This is a genomic window from Streptomyces sp. NPDC017991 (assembly GCF_044328075.1).
Lineage (GTDB): Bacteria > Actinomycetota > Actinomycetes > Streptomycetales > Streptomycetaceae > Streptomyces.
The window spans coordinates 26,733-52,393 of sequence record NZ_JBIRGP010000027.1; the positions used below are offsets into that span (position 1 = coordinate 26,733).

At 66.7% G+C, this 25,661-nt stretch carries 21 protein-coding genes and 7 pseudogenes; 14 read left to right on the forward strand and 14 right to left on the reverse strand.

What is annotated here, in order from left to right; translation table 11 throughout:
* Positions 1 to 27 precede the first annotated feature (27 nt).
* Both ACH4DZ_RS43135 and ACH4DZ_RS43140 read right to left on the reverse strand, forming a co-directional pair.
* Positions 28 to 555, reverse strand: a pseudogene (locus ACH4DZ_RS43135) (nucleotidyl transferase AbiEii/AbiGii toxin family protein); the annotation flags it as partial.
* Positions 556 to 1,232: 677 nt separating this feature from the next.
* Positions 1,233 to 1,649, reverse strand: a complete 417-nt coding sequence (locus tag ACH4DZ_RS43140) for a phosphopantetheine-binding protein (protein WP_398295073.1) — start codon at positions 1,647 to 1,649, stop codon at positions 1,233 to 1,235.
* 377 nt (positions 1,650 to 2,026) lie between these two features.
* Between ACH4DZ_RS43140 and ACH4DZ_RS43145 the strand changes: the two genes are divergently transcribed.
* Positions 2,027 to 2,473 (forward strand): hypothetical protein, encoded by a 447-nt coding sequence (locus ACH4DZ_RS43145; RefSeq protein WP_398295075.1) that lies wholly within the window; start codon positions 2,027 to 2,029, stop codon positions 2,471 to 2,473.
* 199 nt (positions 2,474 to 2,672) lie between these two features.
* On the opposite strand, the gene ACH4DZ_RS43150 is transcribed toward ACH4DZ_RS43145, so the two are convergent.
* Both ACH4DZ_RS43150 and ACH4DZ_RS43155 read right to left on the reverse strand, forming a co-directional pair.
* Positions 2,673 to 4,163 carry an FG-GAP and VCBS repeat-containing protein gene (locus tag ACH4DZ_RS43150; RefSeq protein ID WP_398295077.1) on the reverse strand — a complete coding sequence of 497 codons (1,491 nt, stop codon included), beginning with the start codon at positions 4,161 to 4,163 and terminating at the stop codon, positions 2,673 to 2,675.
* 650 nt (positions 4,164 to 4,813) lie between these two features.
* On the reverse strand, positions 4,814 to 5,278 hold the full coding sequence (locus tag ACH4DZ_RS43155) for a hypothetical protein (RefSeq protein WP_398295079.1): 465 nt from the start codon (positions 5,276 to 5,278) through the stop codon (positions 4,814 to 4,816).
* A gap of 565 nt (positions 5,279 to 5,843) precedes the next feature.
* Between ACH4DZ_RS43155 and ACH4DZ_RS43160 the strand changes: the two are divergent.
* A pseudogene (locus ACH4DZ_RS43160) lies at positions 5,844 to 6,101 on the forward strand (HD domain-containing protein); the annotation flags it as partial.
* A 279-nt stretch (positions 6,102 to 6,380) separates the two neighbouring features.
* Here ACH4DZ_RS43160 and ACH4DZ_RS43165 read toward each other — a convergent pair.
* Entirely contained in the window at positions 6,381 to 6,689 is a 309-nt protein-coding gene (locus tag ACH4DZ_RS43165; protein ID WP_398295114.1) for a hypothetical protein, read from the reverse strand.
* Positions 6,690 to 6,837: 148 nt separating this feature from the next.
* On the opposite strand from ACH4DZ_RS43165, the gene ACH4DZ_RS43170 reads away from it, so the two are divergent.
* Positions 6,838 to 7,626, forward strand: coding sequence for a GntR family transcriptional regulator (locus ACH4DZ_RS43170; protein ID WP_398295081.1), 789 nt, complete (start codon positions 6,838 to 6,840; stop codon positions 7,624 to 7,626).
* A gap of 897 nt (positions 7,627 to 8,523) precedes the next feature.
* Here the strand turns inward: ACH4DZ_RS43170 and ACH4DZ_RS43175 are convergent.
* A complete protein-coding gene (locus ACH4DZ_RS43175; protein WP_398295083.1) occupies positions 8,524 to 8,988 on the reverse strand; it encodes a MarR family winged helix-turn-helix transcriptional regulator in 465 nt (154 codons plus the stop codon).
* Between the two features lie 90 nt (positions 8,989 to 9,078).
* On the opposite strand from ACH4DZ_RS43175, the gene ACH4DZ_RS43180 reads away from it, so the two are divergent.
* Entirely contained in the window at positions 9,079 to 9,558 is a 480-nt protein-coding gene (locus ACH4DZ_RS43180; RefSeq protein ID WP_398295085.1) for a cupin domain-containing protein, read from the forward strand.
* A gap of 426 nt (positions 9,559 to 9,984) precedes the next feature.
* Here the strand turns inward: ACH4DZ_RS43180 and ACH4DZ_RS43185 are convergent, their stop codons facing one another.
* Positions 9,985 to 10,179 carry a hypothetical protein gene (locus ACH4DZ_RS43185; RefSeq protein ID WP_398295087.1) on the reverse strand — a complete coding sequence of 65 codons (195 nt, stop codon included), beginning with the start codon at positions 10,177 to 10,179 and terminating at the stop codon, positions 9,985 to 9,987.
* Between the two features lie 572 nt (positions 10,180 to 10,751).
* Positions 10,752 to 10,877: a hypothetical protein gene (locus ACH4DZ_RS43190; RefSeq protein WP_398295089.1), complete on the reverse strand. Its 126-nt coding sequence runs from the start codon at positions 10,875 to 10,877 to the stop codon at positions 10,752 to 10,754.
* Positions 10,878 to 10,945: 68 nt separating this feature from the next.
* Between ACH4DZ_RS43190 and ACH4DZ_RS43195 the strand changes: the two are divergent.
* A pseudogene (locus ACH4DZ_RS43195) lies at positions 10,946 to 12,432 on the forward strand (UvrD-helicase domain-containing protein).
* A 309-nt stretch (positions 12,433 to 12,741) separates the two neighbouring features.
* Here the strand turns inward: ACH4DZ_RS43195 and ACH4DZ_RS43200 are convergent.
* From ACH4DZ_RS43200 to ACH4DZ_RS43215, 4 genes and pseudogenes are all read right to left on the reverse strand, one after another.
* Positions 12,742 to 12,855: pseudogene (locus ACH4DZ_RS43200) on the reverse strand (hypothetical protein); the annotation flags it as partial.
* Between the two features lie 320 nt (positions 12,856 to 13,175).
* On the reverse strand, positions 13,176 to 13,517 hold the full coding sequence (locus ACH4DZ_RS43205) for a DEAD/DEAH box helicase family protein (RefSeq protein WP_398295112.1): 342 nt from the start codon (positions 13,515 to 13,517) through the stop codon (positions 13,176 to 13,178).
* A gap of 694 nt (positions 13,518 to 14,211) precedes the next feature.
* Positions 14,212 to 14,631: a hypothetical protein gene (locus ACH4DZ_RS43210; RefSeq protein WP_398295091.1), complete on the reverse strand. Its 420-nt coding sequence runs from the start codon at positions 14,629 to 14,631 to the stop codon at positions 14,212 to 14,214.
* A 26-nt stretch (positions 14,632 to 14,657) separates the two neighbouring features.
* On the reverse strand, positions 14,658 to 14,921 hold the full coding sequence (locus ACH4DZ_RS43215) for a hypothetical protein (protein ID WP_398295093.1): 264 nt from the start codon (positions 14,919 to 14,921) through the stop codon (positions 14,658 to 14,660).
* A 706-nt stretch (positions 14,922 to 15,627) separates the two neighbouring features.
* Between ACH4DZ_RS43215 and ACH4DZ_RS43220 the strand changes: the two genes are divergently transcribed.
* Positions 15,628 to 15,915, forward strand: coding sequence for a hypothetical protein (locus ACH4DZ_RS43220; protein ID WP_398295095.1), 288 nt, complete (start codon positions 15,628 to 15,630; stop codon positions 15,913 to 15,915).
* Between the two features lie 3 nt (positions 15,916 to 15,918).
* Here the strand turns inward: ACH4DZ_RS43220 and ACH4DZ_RS43225 are convergent, their stop codons facing one another.
* On the reverse strand, positions 15,919 to 17,658 hold the full coding sequence (locus ACH4DZ_RS43225) for an AIPR family protein (RefSeq protein ID WP_398295097.1): 1,740 nt from the start codon (positions 17,656 to 17,658) through the stop codon (positions 15,919 to 15,921).
* A gap of 133 nt (positions 17,659 to 17,791) precedes the next feature.
* On the opposite strand from ACH4DZ_RS43225, the pseudogene ACH4DZ_RS43230 reads away from it, so the two are divergent.
* The 8 genes and pseudogenes from ACH4DZ_RS43230 to ACH4DZ_RS43265 form a co-directional block, all read left to right on the forward strand.
* Positions 17,792 to 17,899: pseudogene (locus ACH4DZ_RS43230) on the forward strand (transcriptional regulator); the annotation flags it as partial.
* A gap of 1,279 nt (positions 17,900 to 19,178) precedes the next feature.
* Positions 19,179 to 19,349: a hypothetical protein gene (locus ACH4DZ_RS43235; protein WP_398295099.1), complete on the forward strand. Its 171-nt coding sequence runs from the start codon at positions 19,179 to 19,181 to the stop codon at positions 19,347 to 19,349.
* Between the two features lie 66 nt (positions 19,350 to 19,415).
* Positions 19,416 to 19,694 carry a hypothetical protein gene (locus ACH4DZ_RS43240; protein WP_398295101.1) on the forward strand — a complete coding sequence of 93 codons (279 nt, stop codon included), beginning with the start codon at positions 19,416 to 19,418 and terminating at the stop codon, positions 19,692 to 19,694.
* A 93-nt stretch (positions 19,695 to 19,787) separates the two neighbouring features.
* A complete protein-coding gene (locus ACH4DZ_RS43245; protein WP_398295103.1) occupies positions 19,788 to 19,958 on the forward strand; it encodes a hypothetical protein in 171 nt (56 codons plus the stop codon).
* A 305-nt stretch (positions 19,959 to 20,263) separates the two neighbouring features.
* Complete coding sequence (locus tag ACH4DZ_RS43250) at positions 20,264 to 20,521, forward strand: hypothetical protein (protein WP_398295104.1); 258 nt, start codon at positions 20,264 to 20,266, stop codon at positions 20,519 to 20,521.
* A 276-nt stretch (positions 20,522 to 20,797) separates the two neighbouring features.
* Entirely contained in the window at positions 20,798 to 22,102 is a 1,305-nt protein-coding gene (locus ACH4DZ_RS43255) for a helix-turn-helix domain-containing protein (RefSeq protein ID WP_398295106.1), read from the forward strand.
* Between the two features lie 757 nt (positions 22,103 to 22,859).
* A pseudogene (locus ACH4DZ_RS43260) lies at positions 22,860 to 23,042 on the forward strand (transcriptional regulator); the annotation flags it as partial.
* A gap of 351 nt (positions 23,043 to 23,393) precedes the next feature.
* A complete protein-coding gene (locus ACH4DZ_RS43265; protein WP_398295108.1) occupies positions 23,394 to 23,888 on the forward strand; it encodes a GNAT family N-acetyltransferase in 495 nt (164 codons plus the stop codon).
* Between the two features lie 548 nt (positions 23,889 to 24,436).
* Here the strand turns inward: ACH4DZ_RS43265 and ACH4DZ_RS43270 are convergent.
* Positions 24,437 to 24,917 (reverse strand): annotated as a pseudogene (locus ACH4DZ_RS43270) (DEAD/DEAH box helicase family protein); the annotation flags it as partial.
* Between the last annotated feature and the right edge of the window lie 744 nt (positions 24,918 to 25,661).

The window sequence follows — 25,661 nt, forward strand, 5'->3', positions numbered from 1 at the left end:
TTCTCCGAGGTCGAATTCGTCGGGGCGCCGGGCGGCGAGGGCTTCCAGCTCGGGAAGGGTGTACAGGTGGCGGGCGGCGTGGACGTCGATGGCGTCGCGGGCAAGCCTGCGGTCGCCGAGCGCGCGTACCTTGGTGCCGATGAGGTCGTCCGGGTTTGGGACGGGGCCGATGTCCGTGACGACGGGCGGGCGCCACAGCACTTCCTTGTAGATCCACCTCGCAGGTGGCCTCGGTGGGCGGTTCGGTGGTGAGGAAGCGGGGCTTGAGCGGCGCCACGTCGACGACGGTGATCCGCCGGCCCGGTCGGTGAGCGAGCCCGTGATCTGCTCGATGATCTCCGTCCTGCCGGCGGGGTGCTCGGTGGCGAAGTCGAGGTCCTGGCTGGGCCGCTGCACGAGGCCGTGGGCCTGGACGACGTAGCCGCCCATCAGTGCCAGCCTGTACGGACGCCCGGCGGCCAGCGCGTCGGTGAGCAACCGCCGGTGATGCTCGGGCAGGCCACGCAGGCGCACGCGGCTGCCGCCGGCCGCAACGACGGGAAGTGTTCCGCCCACACGGCGCGTACGCCGCGGCCGATCGTCTTGGGCAGGACGGGCCGGCGGCTCTCAAGCGCAGCGGTGTCGAGGTCCTCGGCCATGACTCCTACGTCCTGTATCCGGACCGGCATGATCGGGCATCCCCAGCCTGGTCTCCCGTAGCCGGGCCGGCAGCCGACGTGGACAACAACGGCACTCCGGCGGGCTCCAACCAGCCGAGCTCGGCCGGGATCTGGCGGACCGGCTGCCGTACAGGCACAGGACGACCCGCGTCGGCCGGGACCACAGGCTGGTGTGCAGGCGCGGGGAGCAGACCATGCCTACACCCAGGTACGGGTCCAGCTGGAGACCATCCCCACATGCGCGGATAGCAGCACCGAGGTATCCGGTGTGATCTTCGGGCGTGACGGCCGCGTGCTGTTACCGCTGAACAGTCCGGCTGTCCGCTGTGAGGGCTTCGCGGACTGCGGGTGCGACTTCGGCCGCGAACGTGCGGATCCGCCAGCGGTGATCTCGTTCGGGCCGGACGACGAAGCCGTGCACTCCGACGGTGGGTACGAGTGTGACAAGGCGTTCGATCCACTGGGCGGCGGGACCCCGGAACGGATGTTTTGGACCGGGCGGATCGTGCCCGGATCGCGGCCCGCTCCCAGAGCTGCCTCGTACTGTATGCGGGCTTACGCGGGCGCGATGTCTCAGGTGTTCGCCTCCAGACCGCTGACGAGCCGGATGAACTGCGCCGCGGTCGAGTTGTCGTGGAACTCCCTGACCGACGGTTTCGGTATGCGCCTTCTTTGCATCTCGGAGAGGGTGCGAAGCACCAGGAGAGAGTTTCCTCCCCACTCGAAGAAGTTGTCGTCGGGGCCCACCTCCGTCTTCAGGAGGCGGCTCCAGATACGCGGAATGTCCTCCGTGATGCCGCCGGACACCGGCCGAGGTGCCGCCGGGTCGCTCTCCCCGCCGGGCGAGCGGTGCCGCGGCGGGCCTGCGGCAGGGGTACGGGGAGCCGTGACGGGTCCAGTTTTCCGTTGGCGGTGAGGGGCATCGACCTCGGAGTGCCGATGGGGGTGATGGTGGTTCGCCAGCCCCTCCAGCAATTCGTTGAGGGCCATCCTGGGTACTTCTTGCCGATCCGTCCGCCCTTGTGGGGCTGGCGGGGGCCCGACATGCGCCCGCGAGTAGTCGAACTCGGCGAAGAGGTCAGGTGGCCATCCGCGGTCGGCGACGCGGGCGAGAATCCACCTCGCGGCCCAGGCTGCGTCCACGCGTGTATGGGCGAGGCGCTCGTCGTCGGCCGGCGGCACCTTGTAGTTCTGCAGCAGCGCGTACTGGTCCAGGTCAAGGACTTGCCGCGCCGTCCAGCCTGTGAGGAGCTGTGTGACAGCGGCTCCCCGAGACGACACTTCACTACAACCGCGTCCTGCTCCTGTGTGTCCTACTACTGAGCGTCGACAGAAGTCGGCTACCCCGGGGGATCGGGACGCGAGTCATGCAGAAGTACGCGATTGTCCAGCACATCACACGGTTCTTCCGGCCCCCGCGTGGTGCAAGACGCCAGCCGCCCACGTTCGTCCGGCAACTGGTGGGGCTCTGGCTGTTCGCGCTTGCCTTCGGGGCCGGGCTCACCGCGATCGGCTGGGACGACGAGTTCGGCATGGCACTGCTGCTCCTCTTTTATGGCGACATCATCGACGGGGTGCGGTACCGCTGGACGGCCACACTGGCCGCGCTGACAGTCCTGTCGGCTGCCAGCCGGCTCACAAGAGCCGTCCTGCCCGGCTCCTTTGACGATGCCTGGGCGCAGAGCGTTGGCGCCGCTGTCGGTGTCACGCTCGGGCTGGCAGTGAGCGCCGCGATCACGCGGCTTCCGGAACGCCGACCACATCGGCCCACCGGGGGACACGACTCCGGGTTCAGCGGTCAAGACTCTCCGTAAAGGGAGAGGAGTCGCCGACCTCGGTGACAACAAGCCCGCGTTTGTGCCACCTATCGCGCTTCAGCTCAGCTCGGAGCCAAGATCTTTGCTGGAAAGCCCATAGCGAGCTTGGGGTCGGGTCGTGTCGCCGGCTGGCCGGACATGACGGTGGGGCGGCACCAGGCCGCCCCACCGAACCCCCGTTGCCCGATCGGCTCGCTCAGCGCAGGAGCGCGCCGAAGCGGGCGCCCGTGGCGGGCGCCGCAAGGTCGCCGGCGCCGAACGCGAGGGACGACGTGGCCGTGAGTCCGGTCGCCGTGCCGCGCAGCACCCAGACCGCGCCGTTCCAGGCGTTCTCGGCCAGGGAACCGGCCGCGAGGTCGGCGTGGCCGTCACCGTCGAGGTCCAGCAGTGCGCTGCTCGCCCCGAACTGGTCGTCGTTCTCGGCGACCCCGGGGACGGAGGCGGTGTCCTGGTGGAAGGTCTGCGTTCCGGCGCCCGTGACACCGGAGGCGCTGCCGGGGACCAGGGCGAGGGACCCGGCGTCGGTGATGTCGCCGATGTCCTCGCCCGGGATGCCGAGCGCGATGTCGCCGAAGCCGTCACCGTTGACGTCCGCCACCGAGACCGTGGAGCCGATCCCGTCGCCCTCCTCCTCCACGCCGGGGAAGCCGGGCAGGTCCTGGTCGAAGGTCTGTACGCGCTCCTCGGACAGGCCGGAGGCCGACCCGAACGCGATCTGGACCTTGCCGCCGTTCCCGTGGTTGCCCACAACGACGTCGTCAAACCCGTCGTTGTTCACGTCCCCGATGCCGGTGCCCGTACCGGTCGCCGTGCCGTCCGAGGGGGTCCAGCCGGTGGTGAAGCCCGTGCTGCCGCCGCCGAGGAGAAGATGGTTGCCCCACCGGCCGTCGCCCGCGTACTTCCAGGCGACGATGTCGTCTTTGCCGTCGCCGTTGACGTCGCCGGTCCGGGTGGAGCGGATGGGGCCGCTGATCGAGTCACCGTCCTCTTGGCAGCCGCGGCCGTTGGTGGCGCAGGACGCGTCGGGGGTGTCGTAGCCCCACCAGTCGGCCTTGTCCAGCAGGGGCAGGGTGGCGGTGGGCTGTCCGGCGCGGGTGACCGGGCCCTTCCACACGGTGGCGTCGCCGCTCGACGGGTCGTCGCCCGCGCCGGACAGGTAGGAGAACAGGGCGAGGTCCGTCTTGCCGTCGCCGTCGAAGTCGCCGGTCGTGGGGGACTGCCCGTACCCGGGTATGGCCGTGCCGCCGGTGAGTCCGGAGGCGGAGCCCCAGAGGATGACGGAGCCGGGACTGCCGCCCGAGATCACCAGGTCGCTGAAGCCGTCGCCGTCGAGGTCGCCCTTGGTGAAGTTGGTCCCAAAACGCTGGTTCGCGGTGGCGGAGCCGGGAACGCCGCTGGTTGAGCGGCTGATGAGCTTCTTGTTGGCGGTGGAGACACCGTTGGCGGAGCCGTACGTGACGGCCACGTAGCCCGCCTTGGCCTTGCTGGAGATCGTGGCGTCCGGGGCCGACACGACCAGGTCGGCGTATCCGTCGCCGTTGAAGTCGTCCTGAGTGTCCGCGGCCGCGGTGGCCGCCAGCGCCGGGCCCCCCGTGAGAGCCATGGCGCCGAATCCTCCGGCAAACAGCACCGCGGCTGCCAGGGGTGCGGTGAGCGCGGTACGGGTCCGGCGGTGTGCTCGGGACATACGTGAGCCTTTCGAGTCGGTCGGTTCTGTACGCGGAAGGCCGCGTTCAGTGGGTACGACTCGAGCCGGGCGATCCCAGTTGTACGTCCCAATGTCATGGATTCGTAACCGAGGAGACCGGTGTGGCGCTGAACGCCGTTGTTTGCAAAGGGAGTTCAGCGCGTGTCACCGTCGGTCTACCAGATCGCCTCACCTCACTCGGGTGGTCGATGAACGGGTTCTGAGAGAACCGGAACCATGTTGCAGCCGAGCAGCGATCCGCATGCAGCCCCGTGTCCGAGGTTGGTTCAGCTTGACTCTCGCCACCAAACCGAACAGCCGCCACCCCGGACCACGGGGATGGCGGCCGTTCGGCATATCCACGAGAAGAAGCGACCAGACCACGATGATGTCCCCGCCGCTCAATGCACGACTTCGTCGTCCAGGTACCGAGGCACCGGCGTCATCATCGAGGGGGCGATGTCGTCGCCGCCGGCGGACGAGAACGAGCCGTCCGGCCTGCCCCGGTCAGCAGCCTCAGGATCCAGGGGTCCGCTGGATGCACATCTTCCGTGACGCGCCAGGGACTTGCCGAAAGGCGGGCGCCCGAGCGACGACCACCGTGGTCGCCACCCCCACCGGAACGCCCAGTGCTCCCGGGGTCCGACTCATTAGCCGAAGTGATACACGGCGACGGTCACGGATCCGCCTTCGGCGCTGATGGTGTAGGTGCCGGGCCCGGTGTAGGGGACGCAGCCGTCGGCGAGGATGTCGTCGTCGTTGATGCCGGTGTCGTCCTCGCCCACGAAGGCGCACACCTCGGTGACGGGGTGGGGGACGTACCGGTGCTCGGCGCCGCCGAACAGCGGGTAGCGCGGCAGAGTGGGGGTGTTGATGTCCCGGTCCGGGTGCTCCCAGAGGGCGGTCTGCTGGCCCCATGGCGCCCTCACCACGACTTCTCCGTACGGTTCGGGCAGGTCGTTGTCGTCGCTCTCCCGGGGGTTGGAGAATTCGATCGAGTACGTGATGGGCCCGGGATTCGCCTGGGCCTGGGCTGCGCTCACGCCAACCCCGCCGACCAGCATCAGGACTGTTGAAGCAAGAGCCGCCAGCCGGCCCGCAGTTGTGGTAAGCATCCCCATCTCCTTCTACTCAAGGTAGTCACTTGACTACAAGAAGTAGCCTATGGGGGGTGTGCACCCGTCCGGTCTGCCCGCGTATGTAAACCCCTCGCAGGGATGGGACCGAAGCTCGGGACCGAAGTTTCACGCGGTCATTGCGCGGGCGCACACACAGCTGACCCTTCATCACGCGCCGCTGCCCACTGCAGACCGAGGCCGGCTGCGGCTCGGGTCCTCACCAAGCGCACGTTTCGAGGGGAGCCGGTGCGCCTGGTCTGCCCAACGAGCCGGGCCGTGGGAGGGGGTGGCCGTGTCCTATTGGCCGGCCAGGATGAGCAGGTCAGCACCCAAAGTGAGGACGACGGCCGCCCCGGGCTTTCGGTGACAGAGGTCCCCGCTGGCGCTGGGCGTGGGGCTTCCCGAGGTCGGCCGGATCCTGGCTGAGCAGGTCGACGAGGTGGACGCCCTGCGCTGCCATCACCGGCGGCTGTTCACCGAGCGGGACCGGCTCGACGCCCTGGCGGGCACGGTTTCCCGCAGGATCGCCTTTGCCGTTGCCCGGATTGTCGCCGACGTCGGTATGTCGCCGACCGTGGTCTGCGCCGCCCTGTTGCACGACGTCATCGAGGACACACTCTGTCCGCCGGATCGTCTGGCTGGGCAATTAGGCCTGAGCGTTGCCCAGTTGGTGGCAGATGTCAGCACCGTCGACCTGCGTGCCATCCCGCCGGACGCCGCGCCGCGGTCTGCCCAGCCGCCGCACAGCGAGGCGGTGCTGGTCATTCGCCTTGCCGACCGACTCCACAACATGCGCACCATAGAGTTCGTCGCCGCAGCCAAGCAGTACGGCAAAGCCCGCGAGACCATCGAAGTCTTCGCGCCATGGCCCGCGCGGCGGGCTTGGCCGACGTCAGCCGTGAACTGCACGATCTTTCCGCGGCCGTGCTCCAGTCGGCACCTACCGCCTACGCCGTCACCACACGTTTGCTGGCCCTGCTCACTCTGCTGCTGCCCGGTACGCAGCGAGCCCGATGGCGACAGGAATGGCAAGCGGAACTGGCCGCGGCGGTGTGGTCGGCCCCGCTGCCCTGGGGCGTCATGGTGTGGGTGGGGGTGGTCACACGTACTCCTTGTCCTGGGCACGGCAGGCACGGCAGGCACGGCATGCGCGGTCGTGGTCGCGCGGGATGTCTCTGATCCGGTCGAGGACCGGGTCCCGGGGTGCTGCGGAGAGCGCGCCGGACCGGGCCCGCCGGTAGTGGCCGGGTAGGTGGGCGCTCAGGGGTGAGAGCGGGGTGTCCTGCGGGGCGGGCGTCAGGTGTGAGGCCGCCTCGATGTCCAGTGGATGCGCCGGGTCCGCGGAGGTGATGCCGCGCGGCTCACCCGCCTTCTGGCCTGTCATCACTGCGTCCGGGGGCTTCCGCATGTTGTGCTCCAGGGCTCGCCCGAGGTCGCAATCCGGCAGCGGGGCGCGTGGCCTCGGATACGCCCGGATGCTATTGGTACGCACTTCGGCCGTCAATGGCCTCCATCTGGTATTAATCTGGTCCGCTCAAAACTGGTATACATCTGGTATGCCATCTGATGTCACTCTCCCGCAGGGCCTGCTGGATCCCGACTCCCTGCCTCTGTACTCCCGGGTCGCCGGACGCCTGCTGAGCGCCATCGCCGCCGATCACGCGCGTCCCGGGGACCGTCTGCCGTCCGAGCGTTCGCTGGCCGCCCGGTACGGCGTCTCACGCGTCACACTGCGCAGCGCGCTGAACGAGCTGGCCGAACGCGGCGTCATCGAGTCCTCGCCGGCCCGCGGATGGTTCCTCGCCCAGGGCTACGAGCGTGCGGTCCCCCGTCACCCGCAGTCGCCTGATCCCCGGGGCGGGCAGGCTGTGCAGGGTTTCGCCGACTACGCCGCACAGCACGGGTTCCGGCTCCGGGACGAGGTGCTGGAATCCAGGGTCCGGGCGGCGACGGTCCAGGAGTCCGAACAGCTGCGGGTAGGCCCTGGGGGAGCGCTGTTCGAGATGCGCAGGCTGCGTTTCCTCGACGGCCTCGTCGTCGTCCTGGAGCACAACCGGCTGCCCCTCGGGCTGTGTCCGCGGCTGGCGGAGGCCGACTTCACCAGGGACACCCTGTTCGCGACCCTCCGCCGCGCGGACCCGCCCCAGCTGCCCAAGGTCGCCGACTACTCCGTGGAGGCCCGGCACCCGACCGAGGAGGAGCGCGGCCTCCTGGAGATCACCGACGCGACCCCCGTCCTGGTCGCCACCCAGCTCGCGTTCAACCAGGACGCCCAGCCTCTGGAGCTCACCGCCGCGGTCTTCCGCGGCGACAGGTACCACTTCCGGGCCTCCATCACCGGCTGATCCCGCCCCTCGGGTCGACGCGCAGGCTCCGTTCATCGGAACCGTCCCGGCCGGACGGCGAACTGACACTCTCCGACGCCCGGCGCGGCTGATACGCGACGGGCCCGGCGCAGATCTGCGCACGGCCGGACGGAAGCGGAACTGGTCGCCTCGCGCGTCCGGCAGCTGATTCGTACGGACCCTGCTTCCGGCCCGCGACGAGCGGCGGCACGTGGAGCTGGTGCCGGAACCGGTCGTTGCCACGGCCGGTGCACCGGACGGGTGCGGCAGGTGACGCACGTGATCGGTCCGCCCGCCCGCGGCCGCGTCGCCGGGCGCACCGGCTCGCCGCGCCGGGCACGAATCCGGCGTCGTAGCCGCGCCCCACGATGGTGCGAAGGATCTGCTGCATGGCGATTGTGCGCGGCTACCCCGGGATCGCGGTCGCGGTGGCGTGGGCTGCTGTTGCTGAATCCGGTGACGGCAGGTTCGCCGTGCTTGCCTGTGCCGTCCCGGGCCGGCTTCTGCCGGCAGGGCTGCCGCGGCGTCGTGGTCTGCGTGCACCACCAGTTCGGCGTCCTGATCACTGTTGTCCGGGACAGCCTCAGCCCCCGTCGCATCGTGGGACTGTGTGACTGCGCCGTGGGCCACGGTTGGCTCATGACCGCTCATCTTTCCTCCTGCCGGCCGGACTCGGGCTTGGATCCGGTGGAGGGGTGGGTCTGGTTCCTGTCACGGGGAGGGCGGGTGGCCGGCGCTGCCTTTACCGTCTCCGGCCATCTCGCCCGCACCCTGTGTCGGGGCTTCGCCCGCACTCTGCGTCGGGGCCTCGTCTGCGTGCAGCGCTGCCCGGAACTCGTCGACGGCTGCCTCGCCGAAACCGGGCGACCTTCAGCCCCCGTAGCCAATCCGGCAAGGTCAGTAGTCGAAGGTGTCGACGATACGGTTGCTGATCGCCTGCAGTTGCCTTTGCTGGGTCTTGGTGAGAGGGCTGATCACATGGCGGCGCACGGCCTGTGCGTGGCCGGGCGCGGTTGCGGTGACCATGGCCAGGCCGTCATTGGTGAGGGTGGCGAGGGTGTAGCGGCCGTCGGCCGGGTCGGGGCAGCGGCGCACCCATCCGCGCTTCTCCAGCCGGGCTACTCCCTGTGAGAGCCGAGACAGCGAACCCTGCGCGGCGTCGGCAAGTTCGCTCATGCGCATGGTTCTGTCGGGTGCCATGGACAGGCCGGACAGCACCAGGTATTCGAAGAAGTTGATGCCGGCGTCGCGCTGCAACTGCGTGTCGAGGATGCCCGGGAGTCGCATGAGCACGGTGGCGAGTGCCTGCCACGCCCACAGCTCGTCCTTTGAGAGCCAGTCCGGTTCATCGGTGTCGGCCATGTCGCCAAGTTAGCCCATGACTTGAACGTTGATGTCATCCGGGGGTAGCTTGACTTCAACGTTAAAGTCAAAGATCGATTGGGTGTGTTGATGAGCTCCGTGGTGCACAAGGACCGTGATCGTGCTTTCCGGCTGGGGGAGTCGACGTTCACGACCATTTTGGCCTTCAGTGACGAGACGGAGGGGCGGCACGACTTCACCGATACCTATCAGGGTGCCGGGCACCGGACTCCGCTGCACATGCACACCCGTTACGAGGAAAGGTTCTGGGTGGTGGAGGGTTCGCTGCACGTGTGGGCCGGCGACGAGGTGCTGACCCTGCGTTCCGGTGACTTCTATGCCATCGCGATGGGGACACCCCACGCCCTGCAGATGGGGCCGACCGGCTGTCGTGCGCTGCAGGTGTCCTCGCCCGCCGGGCTTTCCGAACTGATCAGGCGAGCGGGCATCCCCGAACGGCTGGTGAACGCCGGCCTCACGTTCACACCGGAGCCGTTCGGGGAGGTGGCGGCCGACCTGGGCGACATCATTCTCGGCCCGCCGGGAGCCGTACCCGGCAGCCGCACGTGAGGCGATGCACCGCTACGTCGTGAACCCCCACGAACGCCGCGCTGAGGTGCGTGAGGGCCCTGGTGTGCGATATCGCTGACCCGGACAGGGAAAGCTGCGGGCCGCCCAGCCCGCCCAGCCCGCCCGGGGTCCTGCTCGCTGGCCCTCACGCCGCCGCCGACTGCAGTCCGCGGGCGGCGGCACAACCTGGTGCGCTCACCCGTCGTCGGGGGCGCTGCCCGCCCACGCGATCGCCCGGCCCTGGCTGTTGTGGCCACAGTGCGGTTTTTCCGTCGAGGTCTCGTGATCGTTGTCCAGGACGCGGATCCGTCCCCAGGGGCCGTGCTTGCGCGGACAGATCCCGGTGTGCGCCGCGGCACGTAACCGGAATGGCGGTGCGGGACCCGAGACCTCAAGCAGCGGTCTAGAGGTGTGGATGGGCTGACTTCAGGTCTCGCTGCGGTGGCTGAGGCTGATTCCGGCGGTGTTGCGGATCCGTTTGGTGCGGCCGGCTTCGGTGAGGATCTCGATGGCCTCGGTGTTCGTCCCGGCGGCGGTCTTGAGCTGGAGCCAGTTGGATGACGCGAGCAGGTTCCTTGGCTGCCGGCGCAGCGTGAGCGTGGGGCGCGGAACAGTGACCACTCCCGCAGGCGCTGATCCAGGAAGGGGTGGTCGATCGTGGCCCGGGTCATCGCCTGCGCCCACCCTTCGTAGGCGTGAGCGGGGCAGAGGCCGGCGGCTCGACGGCCCAGGTGCTTCAGCACAGCGGACTGGGCCGTCGTCCGGTCTGGATCGGTGAGCACACGCCTGAGCAGGTCGACGTCGTTCGCGTCGGCAGCGTGCCCCAGTTTTTCGAGGTAGGCCGCGAAGCGGACGTGCTCGTCCGGGTTCTGCAGGATGTCGTGGATGTTCATGCTGACGCTGGGAAAAGGGCTTGTTGGTGTACCGGGTGGTGGTTGACCTGGTGTTTTGCTGGTGTGTTGAGAGGTTGGGTGCGCGGTTCTGGTGGGTGGGGCGGGGTGTTTGAGCTGGGGTTATATGTTTTGTGTGGAGAGGGGTCGGGCTTGTTTGGGTATGGGTGGAGTTAAAGGCCCGGCGCCTATTTGTGCTGGTCGGGCAGTTTGTGCCTGGTCCGGGGGTGGTGTTGTGCTGGAGTGGGTTTCCTGATCGGTTGTGCATGGTCGGTGGGTGTGTGGACGGATCAGGTGGACGGATCAGGTGGGGGGGGGCGGCAACCGCTCCCCGTTTTCCTGCAGCAGACCCTCCATCGGGCCCTCGCCCGGCACGGCAGCGAGGAGGCCGAGTGCCTCGACCAGGCTGTCCAGCACCTGTTTGCCCACGCCGCCGTCTCTCACCTTCTGGCAGCCGTCGGGCACGCGCTCACCCGCGCTCCCGCAGTCGCGCCGTGCTGAATCCGACCGACGAACAGCAGGCGGCGGCCGACGTCTTCCGCGCCGGCCACCACCTGGCCCTCCAGGCCGGCGCGGGCACCGGCGAAACCACCACTCTGGCCCAGCTCGCCCACGCCACCGCCCGCCGCGGCCGCTGCCTCGCCTGCAACCGGGCCATCGCCCAGGACGCCCGCTCCCGCTTCCCCTCCACCGTCACCTGCAAGACCGCCCGCGCCCTGGCCTACGCCGCCGTCGGCCACCGCTACACCCGCCGCCTGGGCGCCCCACGCCGCCCCGCCTGGCAGACCGGACACGCCCTCGGTATCACCAGAGCCCTCCGCATCGGCGACCGTGACCTGTCCCAGAAGGCCCTCTCCAACGCCGCCCTGCGCACCGTGGCCCGTTTCTGCCACACAGCAGACGAGGCCATCACCCGTCGCCACGTCCCGCGCCTGCGCGGCCTAGAAGACGGCGCCCTGCACGCCCAACTCGCCGCCCGCATCGTGCCGTTCGCCCGCAAAGCCTGGGACGGCCTCCAGCATCCGGACGACGGCGTCGTCCGCTGCGACCACGACCACTAACTGAAAATCTGGGCCCTCACGAGCCCGAAGATCGACACCGACTTCCTCCTGCTCGACGAGGCCCAGGACACCAACCCCGTCGTCGGAACAGATCTTCCTCGACCAGCGCGGCCACGCCCAGCTGGTCATGGTCGGCGACTCCGCTCAGGCCGTCTACCACTGGCGCGGCGCCAAGGACATCATGACCGGCTTCGACGGCACCCAGCTCGCCCTGTCCCAGTCCTTCCGCTTCGGCCCCCGCCTCGCCGACGAGGCCAACCGGTGGCTGGCCATCGCCGACGCCCCGATCCGCCTCACCGGCACCACCACCGTGCCCACCGAACTCGGCCCCCTCACCCGGCCCGACGCCGTCCTGTGCCGCACCAACGTCGGCGCCATGGCCCAGGTCATGAACCTGCTCACCGCCGGACACCGCGTTGCCCTGGTCGGCGGAGGAGACACCCTGCGCGCCCTGGCCCTGGCCGCCCACGACCTGAAAGAAGGCCACCGCACCACCCACCCCGAACTGGTCCTGTTCCCCTCCTGGGGAGACCTGCAGGCCTACGCCGCCTACGACCCGGCCGGACGGGACCTGCAGCCACTCGTCGACCTCGTCGACACCCACGGCACCGACGCCATCCTGTCCGCCGGCGCCCAACTCGTCCCCGAACAACAGGCCGAGGCCACCGTCTCCACCGCCCACAAAGCCAAAGGCCGCGCATGGCCGCGCATGGCCGCGGGTGAAAATCGCCGACGACTTCACCCCGCCCAGAGACACTGACCAACTCGACGACACCGGCCGCCCGGTGCCCGGCCCGATCGACGACGGCGAAGCCCGCCTCGCCTACGTCGCCGTCACCTGCCCCCGCCACCGCACCTGCACCTGCACCCGCCCCCGCACCCGCCTCGACATCGGAGGCCTGTCCTGGATCGATGATCGATGACCATCCCAGCGCACCTGCGTCACTGCCGGCAAGAAGCGGGCACGCGTAGATCTCGCCGCAGGGGAGGCCCGAGGCGGCCCGAGGTACCCGGGCTGCCGTCGGTGGGTGTGTCCAAGCCCTACGAGCAGGCGGCGACTGGCTGCGCCTGGCTTTCGTACATGCCGAGGGGGGACCTCGGTGTCCTTCCTGTCCGTCCGCTGGAACTGCGGCGCGGAATGCAGCGTTTCCCCAGCTCACACCCATCCGGCGAAGCGCACGCACGCGGACGCCGGTGATACGTGAAACGACTCGCGGATCACCACGACCACGTCACCACCGCGCCGCCCACTCCAGGCCGAGGCTGGCCAACTGCGCACGCCGCTCCGCGCTCAGCTTCCCGATCCGGCGGCGGGTGTTGTCGAGCCATGCCCCAAGCTTCACTGCCTCCGGCTCGCTCTCCCGTCACCGTCCACGTCGATCATTTCGACGTGCTTACGAGCTGGTCGCAGATGCCCTTCGCGGGCGTGGAACTGGCGGGCAGCTGCGAGGTTGGCAGTCCTCCGCTCGTCCTGCGATCGCCGCACAGGCCCGAGCGTCTCGCCTTCTGGGGGCGGTTCGATGCCGAGGGTCTCCAGCAGGTACTGCTGCGCGGGCATCAGCGTGTCCCACCCCGTCCGCTGCGCCCCCGCCCAGGCTCCGAGGTCTTCGCCCTGGACGATCAGTTCGCCCGCCCGCCCGCCCGGGTGGGCGGGCGCCGTGGGCTTTCATGTGGGCGAGGCGACCGGCTCGTCCGGGTCGGTCGTGCACGGCAGCCCCTGGCTCTCCTCCGCCCGCAGTGAGCAGACCCCGACCATCGCCCCCGACCGGCCCGCCCTGCGCCAGGCGCCGGCCATCTGCGTCAGCAGATCCAGCGTCGGCACCAACACCAGCACACGCCGGGCCGCAAGCCGGTGCGCCGACTCCGCGCCGATCAGGGTTTTTCCGGAGCCGGTGGCGGCGATTACCTGAGCCCTCAAACCCTCCGGGGGCATACGGCCACCAGGAGGTGCTGACAGGTGCCGCAGGACGGCGTCGACGGCTTCGACCTGATGCGGTCGTAGCTCCATGCGCGTCACGCCCGGTCTCCTTGTTCTCTGATCTGACGACGAGTTGTGCAGTGCTGCTGGTCATTGATTCAGGACGGCCGCAGACGCGTTAGTGGAGCCGCCCTGCTTGTGGACCAGTTGTACCGGCCGCGCGTCTGCTCCTGGGGGCAGGAGCAGGAGGAGGGAGGCTTCGGCCGGTGGGTCGTGGCGGCGGCCGGGTCAGTCGGTGTCGCACTGGCTGGTGTCTTCGAGGAGCCGGGTTGTGAGACGGTCGGCTCATTGCACGGCCCAAGAGCCCCGTGCGCTGGCGCGCTTCGTCGAGGCCGTAGACGGTCATATCTGACCACGTCACGTGCAGCGGCAGCTCGATCACACCGGTCACCGGCCCGCGCAGGTCCTCCAGGGCGGTGGGAAGACGCCGCCGGAGCTTCTCCCGGTAGAGCGTAAGATCCTCAGCCAGGCCCGAGCCAGGCCCGCCCCGGACAAAGAGGACTGCCGGCTGACTGCCATGCCCTCATTGTGGAGGGGCGCACCCCGCCACAATGAGGGCTCCCCCCTGCCGGTCCTCAACGAAGCAGCACACCGTGGGTGACCGGGTCCGGGGCCGACCGTCTGCCCAGTGCCGGTCAGCATGGCCGGGGCGCCAGCTCCAGGCAGCCGTCGGCTGCGCCTGCGTCGAAGGTCCAGCGCGCGCCTTCGGCGACCAGCACCAAGGTCACGGGGGCTCCCGTGGTGATCTTCCTGAGAGTGGCGTATTTACGCTGATGTTCAGGCTGACTGCGGCGCCCGGGTTTTCGCACTCCCAGAACTCATCCAGTGCCAGAAGTGACGCAATTTTCAGGAGTGATGCCAGCAGACCTGTCAGGCTGTCAGATCCTTGGATCCTGGCCTTGGCCTCCATCGCTGTCGCCGGTACGCCATCGGTCTCGACCACGGCATCGAACTCGCCCTGCTCGAAGCAGACATCATGGCCGGCGATGCCGTGGATGGAGATGAACTCGGCTGCGGCGGTGAGCTGGATCAGATACTCCAGGTTGAGCGAGATACCGGAGCCGTTGCGGCTGAACAGGGCGTCCCGGCCGCCGGGGTTTTCCGGCCGGAAGGATTGCGGCCTGACGAACCCCGCGGAGTCCATGTGCAGGAGCCGGGCATCCAGGGCCGTCAAAAACCCCGCAGACTCGTCCGCAACCCCGCAGACTCGTCCGCCCCAAGGCCGTGTCGGGACGCGGCGATGAACGGCGAGAGGACGTCGGCTCGTACGGCGGCGAAGCCGACGGCCCGCGCCTGCAGGAGTGCGTCCATCCGGGTGACCGCCTGCGGGACGCGAGCCTGCGCTGCCCTGGTCAGGTCATCGGACTGCTTGAGCATGGCGCTCCACCAGGCGTCTCCCGAAAGCTCCCGGACTACCGCACCATCGTCTTGCATGTGTCCCCCTGCCGCGGATGGCGTCACCCAGTCTGCCGTGCGAGAAGAACACGGCCGCCCCCGTACACCGGCGGCGCGGAGCCCGTACCGCCATCGTGACGGCAGCAGCCGCGGGGAGCGCCGAGTACGGCGACGCTGCAGCGCAACCGCGCGCGGCGGAGGGGGGTGGCCAGCACCGGGCGGGGCGACGGTCCGTGGCGGCATCGGTGGCCGGCTGCCCCCAAACCCGGTTGACGGCGGTTGCAGAATCTCCGTCATGGGGACGGACATCAGCGGCTATGTCGAATGCCGGGCATGGCACCTTCACAAGGAGGGGAAGGACTCGGTTTGGCGAGCCGCCATCGACCTCTTCTTCCTCAACATCACCAGGAACTGCGACGCGTTCGGCTGCCTTTTCGGAGTCCGCAACTACGCCAACTCCCGGCCGCTGGCTGCAGACCGGGGACTCCCGCACGATGCATCGGAGACCGTTCGGCCGAACTCGATCAGCTTGCCTCATGGCCGGACCAGGCATACGCCACCACCTGGATCACCTGGACCGAGATCAAGGAGGCCGACTGGGACGACGGGCACGGACCGGTCGCGGAAGAGCGCGTAGACGGGCGGCCACGGGCCGCGCAGGCACGCGGCTCCTCAAGCAGAAACCTCACCGCAGTTGACGAGGCTTACGGCACCGTTCGCTGCCACAACGTCGCCCGCTACCTCCGTGCCCGCCTCACCCCGTGACGGCCGGGGCATTCGCGTCGAAGTGCACCCCCTCAACCATCTCCAGGTCAGCCAGCCTCGCCAGTGCCCCGTTGAGTTCTGGCATCTCAACGTCCGAGACTGGGACCGCATCGTTGTTGCGTGGGCGGCCGGCGACGATCAGGAGCTGGACGACGCGTGGGTGGACCAGGTCGTCGACCTCGGCTCCCTGTGGGGTCGGTACGAGTACGTCACCAAGCCGCGTAATTGTTTTTGGCAGTCGCTGACCGTGTGCCGCAGTAAGGGCTGAGGACTATCGGGCAATGCGATAGCGACTTTGAGAGATAACGGCTTGACGGAGCCTGGTGGTGAAGTCTGGGGTGCGAGCGATCCGGTCGACGCCGCCAGCTTTATTGTGACGCAAGGCGCTTTTGAAGTTCTGTTCTAAGGTGCCGGTCATGCGGAACATTAGGTCGTCGCTGAGGTGGTCGAAGTCGATGTTGAGGAGGTCCTTCATGATGGGTTGGCGCAGCCTGGTAAGCGTGTAAGCGGACATGGCTGCTAGGTGGTAGAGCCAGTTCTCCAGTGTTTCTCCTAGCAGGGGTCGGTCTTCGGCGTACTGAGTGAGGAAAGTGCGCAGCCGAGTGTGAACATCGAGACAGAGTCGATAGAGGTCGAGGTTGTGGCGAGGGGAAAAAATCTGTGCGTAGCGCTGGTCATCTAAGAGAAGTGCCTCCGAGTGTCGGAGAGCGGTGTGCGGTTCGTGTTGAGCGAAGGCAGTAAATTCTCGCGCCAACCGGGTCATGCTGACGACGCGGTCAATGGGGAACCCAAGATTGCGATAGTAGTTGGCGCGGCGTTCGTAATAGTAGCCGCCGGCGTGTGTAAGGCTCTCTTCGATGTCCTTCTGAATTGATTCGGTGGCACGTAGTGCGCCAGCGGGCAGCTGAGTTTGACTGTTGGTGGCACGAATGATGCGATCGCGTGCGGTTCCGGATTCTGGTGCTACGACAATTTTCACCAGCAGTGAGCGGTCTCGGTGTTGACCGCCATTTTGGAAGTAGCTGTAGATTTCGTGGCTGGTCTGCAGTCCGTTGACGATCTGTGGATCTTTGACAATGATTCTTTTTCCGGCGATTTGGGCGGCATCTGCTACGACGCTGACGCCGTTGTTGAACCACCAGAAGTCTTCTCCTGTGCCGGATTTGAGGGTTTCGCCGATTGCAGTATTTACCGCTGTGGACCCTGCGTAGTCACGTACGTTGGAATCGAACAGTTCCAGTCGTAGTGCCTCGTTGTCTGAGGTGATGAAGCGGTAATATTCATCTATGCGGGCGAGGCATACGTATCCCTCGCCGAGCGAGGTGCTCATAGGGGTTTCGGTGAACACCAGCTGTGCGACCGCTCTGGCACCGCGAGCGGTACGTTCACGCAGATCTGCTGCGCTGAGGTACTCAATTTCTGCCTTGGTGTCAGAAGTGATCCTTGCGATCTCCCTGCGTAGCCTGTCACCTTTTGATTTGACATTGGGATGTGGAGTCTCTGCTGCTTTGCTGGCATAAATCACTTTGACGCGTACTTGGGGAAAGGACGAAGCCAGCTCCTCAAGGATGTGAAGGAATCTCCGTGTGCGGTCCAGGAGCTTGGCATTTGTGTGCGCTGATAATTCTTCCTCGTTGCGGCTCATGTCTAACAGTGTGGGAAGATGGAAGTGCAGCTTCTCAATGACCGTTTCCTGATAGCCCGACGAGTTTTTAGCCTGTAAAAGCACCAACTCAATCTTATTTGCCCGCGATGGCAGGTACTGATGTGCATCCGCGGTGATGTAACGTTCATCGACGAAAGTCCATATACCGTCGATCCCGCAGTCATGCGCCCCGTCGACGATGCCGTCCGTGATCTCATCGTTGTCGAGGTCCCAGTCCTGCAGTGCTTTGTCCGCAGAGAAGAAGGTAAAAAAGTCATCTCTGCTCTTCTCTGGTGCCAGCTTCCGGTGCTGGTCCTCCAGGATCCGGTCGAGCAGCCGTTGATCGTTATTTTGCGTCGACGCCATGTAATGCCCCCGCCAAGTGTTGGAAACCCCAATAAAAGATGCTGACAGGCTGACGCGACTGTGAACACCCCCGCGTGCCGCCCGGATGCGGGTAGCACTGTCAGGGAGCTGCATCCCGAGGTCGGGCCACTACGTCCGTCACTGGGACCGGATCGTCGGCGCGTGGGCGGCCGGCGACGACCAGGAACTGGACGAGGAGTGGGTGGACCAGGTCGTTGACCTCGGCTCGCAGTGGGGCCAGACGTCAACATCGGCTCCGGCCGGAGCCGACTGTGGCGGCGAAGGTCTTTGGGCGCGTCTTGAGGTGTACCTGTCCAGGCGGAGGTGGCAGGGTTCAATGGAAAGCATGATGTGCAGAGGAGCGTCATCTGCCGGCGTTGCTATTGTCGCCGTCGTGTTCGCCGTTCTCACGTCGTGTTCCTCGGACCCTTCGGATGAGTCCCCCGCCGAGAGCCGGCCCAGCAGATCTGCATCCGGGTCGGCGTCCGATCCCACACGAACGGCCACTGCGGCGCCCTCGCCCACTGGGCCGTGCGCTGACGGGACGTGCGAGATCAAGGTCCATGTGGGGGACACCTTGACAGTTCCGGAGGCGTACGGGCTCGGGCCGATCAGGGTGAGGGCGGTCACCGGCGGAAAGTGGACATGGCCGCACGGTTGACGGGGTCGGGTTACAGCATCTCGGGCTGTTCCGGCGGCGGCGGAGTGTTATCGGACGACGGAGGCGGTGTCGGATTCAGTTGCAGCGAGGGCCGCTGCGATCATCAACGACGCCATGAGCCTGAAGGTCGTCGACATCCTGGACGCGGCCGCTGTCCTTCGCGTCCAACCCGCCGGGTGACGCACGGTCCGCCTCCATTGAGGCATCCTCTGGCACTCCGTGCGTGCCATCGTCGGCCGTGCGTTATGAATCCTGGTGCCCAAGACACGCGTGCATGCGTACGCGTGTAGGGCTCGGACCGGTTCATGTTCGGTCACCCCGGATCGGGACTGCGACGAACACAGCGCCGGAACGGCCGCGGCACTGGTGCAGTTGGGCAGTGCGCTTCGCCCGGTGGGGTGGTGAGGCGAGGTGCGGAGGCTTGGGGCGCGCCGGGTGAGGTGGGGGCGTGACGCAGAACACGATGGTGATGCGGAGGGTTGTTCGTAGCGTCCTTCGGACGGGTTGAGCCTGATCAGGGGACTACTGAGGGTGACTAGCGCTGGTTGTTGAAGGCCGCACAGGGTGGCGGTTCGGGGACAGTCGGTGATTTTCTGTGGGGCGGCGTGAGTGTTTCGCCCGGCAAATCACTTAGGGAGGGGTCAAGCCCAACAGCCGCTCGGCACAGTCGAGTTGACGCTGGGTGCCTGCGAGAAGACTCATGACCACCGCCATCGACACTCTCCTGGCCGACGCCCGCCTCCCGGTCTCCGCAGCGCTTCGACGTCGCCGCCGGCCTGCGCCGCCTGGCCGCGGACGCTTCCCGCCGCCCCCCACCACCTAAGTCACCCGCTCGGCACAGGCCGGCCAGCGCCTGGGCGTGGTCTGCCGGTGGGTTCTCAATGAACCCGACGCCGCCACCCACGTCGCGAAGATCGCCGAAGGGCCGGACCGCGGAGCGCTCACCGAGGAAGAACTCGACGTCGACGGCGCCCTCGTCTTCGGCTGCCTGCTTTACCTGACCGGACATCAGGAATCCGCGCAGTTCTAGTGACAGCTCGCCGCTGGCGCCGGCAGCCGCGCCGCCGCCTACTGCCTGCACCTGCACCACCTCGCCTTGGGCGAGTCACGGCGGGCCTGGCACTGGTTCCACCAGCTCATCCACTCCATGGCCGACACCACCCCGCCCGACGCCGCCTTCCTCGAAGGCCTGGAACTCTTCGCCCGCTACGTACGCACCAACGGCTCCCGCGCCCTCGCCCCCGCCCGGAAAACGAGATCGACCGCCTCGCCGCACGCACACCCTGCTGCTCCGTCATCGTCGTCCGGCCTGACCGGCAGCTGGTGGCCAGCCTGCGGGAGTTCGGCACGGGCCGCTGACCGGTCCCAGACATAAAAGCAGGGGGAGTCCTGCCCCCAGCCGCCGGTTCCAAGGCCCCGGCCGGGCGGACTCCCCACCACGACGCCACCCAGAAAGGCATGCTTTGTCATGCACCCTAGCCACCCGCCAGCCGCGGAGACGAAACCGCGCACCCCGGCCATGGCCTGGATCGCCCGCCGCCGAAGGACTGCGCTGACCCACATCCTGCGCGGCGCCTGCTACAGCCTCGGCACCGGCCTGATTGGCTTCGGCTTCGTCTGGGCCGAGCGACTGCTGTGACCGCAGACCGTCTGTAATCTCCGGCGGTGGCCACCGTGCACAGGCCACCGCCCGAGGACGTGCGACACCGGCACGCCGTACGTGGGCGGGTTGCCGGCGGTGCGAAGCACACCGTCTGAGATGCGGCTTGCTTGGCACGGACGGGTGTCGTGTTCGACACATGCGGATCTTCGCCACCGACTGCGGGGTGAGGGCGGGCACGAGACTGGCGGAGCGGGAAATTCCGGATGCTTCGCTAGATCCGTACCCGATCGCAGGCGTTCGTTAAAGATCAAGATCGTGCGTGAATCAGCACCGCCTGATCCGTGATCGTCAAGAAGCGCAATCCGGCATGCGAAAGGGCCGACCCGATTCGTCGGGTCGACCCTTTGCTAGCCGTTCAGCGCGCCAACGCGTCCGGCTGGTTTTCCCTGGTCATCGGCGGTTGGAGCCAAGCAGACAGGGCCAACACCGTGTTCGGTGAAAGTGATTTTGATAGTGCCAGTGCTGATGGAACCGTGCAAGCAGCCGTGGGACGAAATGAAATTAAAAGCGCGGTGGCGGCATCCATCTGTTCTCACTGAGCCCTGAAAGTGCTGGTCAAGTATTGATTCAAAGTGTCTCATGCCATGACTGGCTTGCTTTTTCGGACGGGACATCAATGAATTTTCACGTACGGCTCTACGGCTGGTCCGGGCAGGTGGCAAGATGCTGTGCGATTTGACGGTAGCGCCAACTGCCGTTGGCTCATTGTCGGTTGGAGCATCAAGTACGGCTGCACGCACGGAGCGGGCAGCGACGGATAGGAGCACTGTCATGCATAGTCGTCGTACGCGCCTTGTGGAGCGAGGTGTGACGCGGTGGGACGACCGGAAAAGCCGATCCCAGACCCTGTGAGTCCGCTGGGCAAACTGGCCCAGGAGTTGCGTAACGCCCGAAAGATCCTTGGCGTGACGTATGACGCGCTCGCAGAACAGGCGCCGCCCTACAGCGCTGCCACGCTACAGCGAGCGGCTTCGGGCCGGATGGTGCCGAAACGCGAGGTGGTCCGCGCCTTTGCACACGCCTGCGCGATGGACATCGACGAGACCGATCGGATGTGGCTCGACGCCTACCGCGCAGGCCAGCAAAACCGCGAGCCCGGCGCACAGATACCTTCGCCCCGGTTGATCAGGGATTTTCAGGATTTCAGTGCCGCACTAGAGAAACTCTGGCAGGCAAGTGGGGCACCGTCCTACCGCGCGATGCAGAGAAGAGCCCGGACTGCGGGCATGGACCTGTCTCGCAGCAGCGCGAACCGCATTGCCACACGGCGCCAAGTGCCCGGCTCGATGGCCTCGTTAGAAGCATTTCTGGTGGGGTGCGGACTGGCCCCCCGTTCCCAAGACCTGTGGGTCGAGGCATGGGTGCGGGCGCAACAGCGCGCCGACATCGAGCGCCAGGGCGATGTGCGGGAGATGAAAAATCTGGAAGCGGTCGTCGCAGCCAACCCAACAGGTGAGGTGCTGCAGGACACCGCGGCACGACTGCTACGCAAGGCCGGTTTCGACGCTCTGGAGCGCTACCGCAGCTTTGACACGCCCTGGACTGTCGAGTGCCTGCGCTGCGCCGCCACGCGTCGGGTGAGGTTGTCCGACGTCGTGCTGCAACGAATAGAGTGCGTGGACTGTCCTGAAGTCAGCAAACGCGTGCACAAGGCATGGGCTGACCTCCTGGAGAACACATCTGGAACTCTCAGCCGTCCGCAACTGCGCGCGCTTCGCGACTCCACGGTGCGCCAGCCCCGGCTGCAGCGGAACCGCCTGGACATCCCTGTGTTCGTGAAGAACAAGAAGACAGAAGAACTTCTGCAGTCAGACACGTGGCACCCGGCGTTGCACACCGCTCTGCGGCGTCACATCCGTCGATCATTCCACCTGGATGTTCTGATCGTCTCCGACTACGCCCTCCCCAAGGCACAGGGGGCCAAAAACCGTTTCACCGGCATGGCGCGCCAGCCTGCCCCGCTGCAACCACTGGGCAAAGCCGTCACGCCACAACCTGCGGCCGCCGGTCAGCTCCACGGTGATCCCGTCCAGGAAGGGCTACTGGCTTCTCACGGCAGCAATCAGGAAGACCACAGCGCCCAACTGAGCCAGCCAGCAACCAGCAATAGCGGCGCTTGAGAGCCGATCGCAGACTCGTTGCGATGTGATCCCCACCACCGTTGTTGCAGTGCCGTCGGAATGCAGGGCAACGCTTCTACCTGCCGTTTTGCGGATCTACTGCAGAGAAGGCGTAGCGGGTACGGCGACCATACCGAAACTTCTGAATGACGTTGCCCCGGGTCGCCGAAATTCGGACATAACACCCACGGGGGCGCCCTTTGCCCGGCGCACGCCTCTGTACCTTGAACCCGCATGACCAGCCCCGACACGACAAAGGGAAGCAACGGCAGCCGCCAAGCAAAACCGTGCTTCCCCAAGCCGCGTCACCCGGGACGGCCGTCCTGCCCAATCGAAAAGCAAAGGACCACCGCATGACATCCAGCCACCGCGTGACATCCGCCGACGGTACCCCAGAAGGAGACCGCGACGGCGAACACGCAACGACACCACCCCGCGACACCAGTCGCGCCCTGCACTGGGCACAGATGGGACTGTGTGCCGGCGGCATCACCGCCGCGACTGCCATTTGGGCTCTTGGAGGCCCACCGCTCATTGCCGTGGCGGTAGCCACTGCCGCGGCTGGTAATGCCGGATGGCAGATCACCGTCAACGTGCGCCGATAGCACTGCTGATGCAGGAGCGACTGCTGGCACCGGGCGTTCCTCCTCGTGAGGAGGAACGTCCGGACCGCAAGGTGGGAGGTTGCTGGCTCGGAGGGGACGGAGACGGAACAGGAGATCTCTTCGGCAGCGTATGGATTGAGGGGTGAAAGGACCGGCCCCGCCAGCGCGCCATGGAATTCCGCACCATGAACGTCCACAACTGGGACCGGACCGTCTCCGCGTGGGCGGCCGGTGACGACCAGGACGTGGACAAGGCGCGGGCGGACCAGGTCGTCGACCTCGGCTCGCAGTGGGGGCAGTACGAGTACGCCACCAACATCGGCTTCGCCGCCTAACCTTTCACGGAGCGACGATGTCCCCGCATTTCCAGGAAGACCGCAACACCTGCTCCGGCGGTGTAAGTCGCAGGGAATTTGCATATTCAGCCACCGCTAGTAGGTGGCTCAAAGGAGGAGCTCAGGATCCAGTCGAACCGTTAAACCCCGGCGCCCCATCTCATCTCGCCATTGCAGTATTTCTTCCTTGCATGCGCCTAGTAGCTCGATCCATTGCTCAAGAGGGGTTGTGGCTATTTCCCCGCGAATGTGACCACCTAGTACTCCAGTCGTAGATCGTTATGTGCCCTGGTCTTGGAGCTGTCTGCAAAACCAGGTGGCCGCAACGGACCGTCTGAGTAAGGTCGGGCAATGCCTAAGCTGAAGCCGCTGCATGCCGGCCACGCCCCGGCGGTTCTGGCCTTCGAGCTGGCGAACCGCGCCTACTTCGCTGCCTCGATCTCCGACCGCGGCGACGACTTCTTCGACCAGTTCACCGACCGGTACAACGCCTCGCTGGCCGAACAGGAGGCCGGCATCTGCGCCTTCTACGTGCTCGTCGCCGAGGACGGCTCGGTGCTCGGCAGGTTCAACCTGTACGACTTGGAGGACGGCACTGCCAGACTCGGCTACCGGGTCGCGGAGCGGGTCGCCAGCCGCGGCGTGGCGACCGCGACCGTCCGGGAGCTGTGCCGGATGGCGACAGCGATGCACGGCCTGCTCACACTGCGGGCGGCCACCTCCCACGACAACGCCGCGTCCCAGAAAGTTTTGGCCAAGGCCGGGTTCGTCTCGGTTGGCCCTGCCACCCCGGCCGATCTCGGCGGCAAGGCAGGCACTTGGTACCAGCGCAACCTCCAGCCATAGAACTTGATCTTGCTCGTGGGTCGGCGCACCGGCCTACTACCACCTGCAGAACAACGCCACGCGCAACTGCCTGGACTACCGGGCCGACTACGGGCCCCTCCCCTACGCGACAGAGTGCAACGAAGGTGGGTACCAGACCTGGCTGATGAACGACACCATTGGCCAACTTCGCGGTGGAACGGGAGCCAGTGTGTAGTTCCAGTCGCCGTGGAAGGCGTTGTGTGTGATCACAAGGGCATGGAACTCGGCGGGGGTGACGCTAATGCCGAGGTCGTAGCTGCCTGTGTCCAGTTCGGCCCCAAAGAACAGTCAGAGCGACTCGCGGCAGGAATCGCTCGTAGCCCGTTTACCTGTGCCAGGTCATTTGACCTGGCACAGGACCGCGGCGGCTGATCACGAGGGGCCCTCTGTAGTGCCCACCAGCGGGAAGCACTCATCGATCAAGGCATGCGGCCAACGGTAAGAGACGCGATGAAACTTTTGCGTCTGCGGCGCCCACCCCTAGGCGCTCACGGGACATCGAAAAGCCGATCAAATGCAAGCTTTCAGACCCGCGCGGTGGCCGTCATGTACAGCCGGCGCTCAGCAGGCAGCTGCGCCTGGTCGTGCACGGCCGCCCCACCGCTTCAGACCATCCCCACTCGTACGGTGCGCCTCGCACCGTGACCGTCTGCAGCCTGCCATCCAGGCGACCAGCTCGGTCGTGCACGGCAGCCCCTGGCTCTCCTCCGCCCGCAGTGAGCAGACCCCGACCATCGCCCCGGAACGGCCCGCCCTGCGCCAGGCGCCGGCCATCTGTGTCAGCAGGTCCAGCGTCGGCACCAACACCAGCACACGCCGGGCCGCAAGCCGGTGCGCCGACTTGGCACCAATCAGGGTTTTTCCGGAGCCGGTAGCGGCGATTACCTGAGTCCTCAAACCCTCAGGAGGCATACGGCCACCGGGCGGCACACCGAGAATACGAACGACGTTATCGACTGCCTCAGCCTGATGCGGACGCAATTCCATCTGAGTCACAAGAACTCGCATTCTCAATATTCGAGGAGGTGGTCTATTCTGAACCCAGAATTCATCCAGGCTCCAAAATGACGAATTCCTTGACTCCCACAGATTGGTGTTCTTCTGGACCTCTACGTGAGGGGGAAGTACTGAGCCATCATCCCAGAAGCAAGCTGGAGTTGAAAGTGACGCACGCGGTTGGTTCGAAAGTGGCCAGATCTTGTCCGGTGATGACCGAACCCGACGGGATCGGGAACTCTGGCCTGTCTGCGGTGAATGCAGGTACCCGCAAAGCGGGAGGTGTACGCGTGACCCGATCATCAGAAAGACATCACCCGCCGGCCTGGACGAAGCCGGGAGCCCGCTGGATGGCCTGGGTGTACTGGCCGATGCTGGTCCTGTGCTTGAGTCTGACGGTGTGGCGCATAGCTGAAGGCTCCGTAGGACAGGCCTTCTATCAAGCCCTCCTGAGCGTGCTCTTTAGCAGTCTCCTGATCCGCAACCGGGCGAACCGGCGAGCCAGACGCCACTGACCCCCTGTAGCCAGCCTCTTTTCTGACGCGCCCGGAGGGTGCGTCAGCTCCGGTACAGGACTGCGGAGCAGGCCCGTACCAGGTCCTGATCCGGCGTCAGCCGGATCCGTCCTGGATCGCGGAGCGATTCCGGGAGGCGGAACGGAGTTCCGCCGCATTGCGCGGAGCGCAATGCTCCGTGGCGTAGCCACGGTAACGACGCGTAGCGTCGTCGCGTCGTGTCTGCGGAGCAGACCGCGCG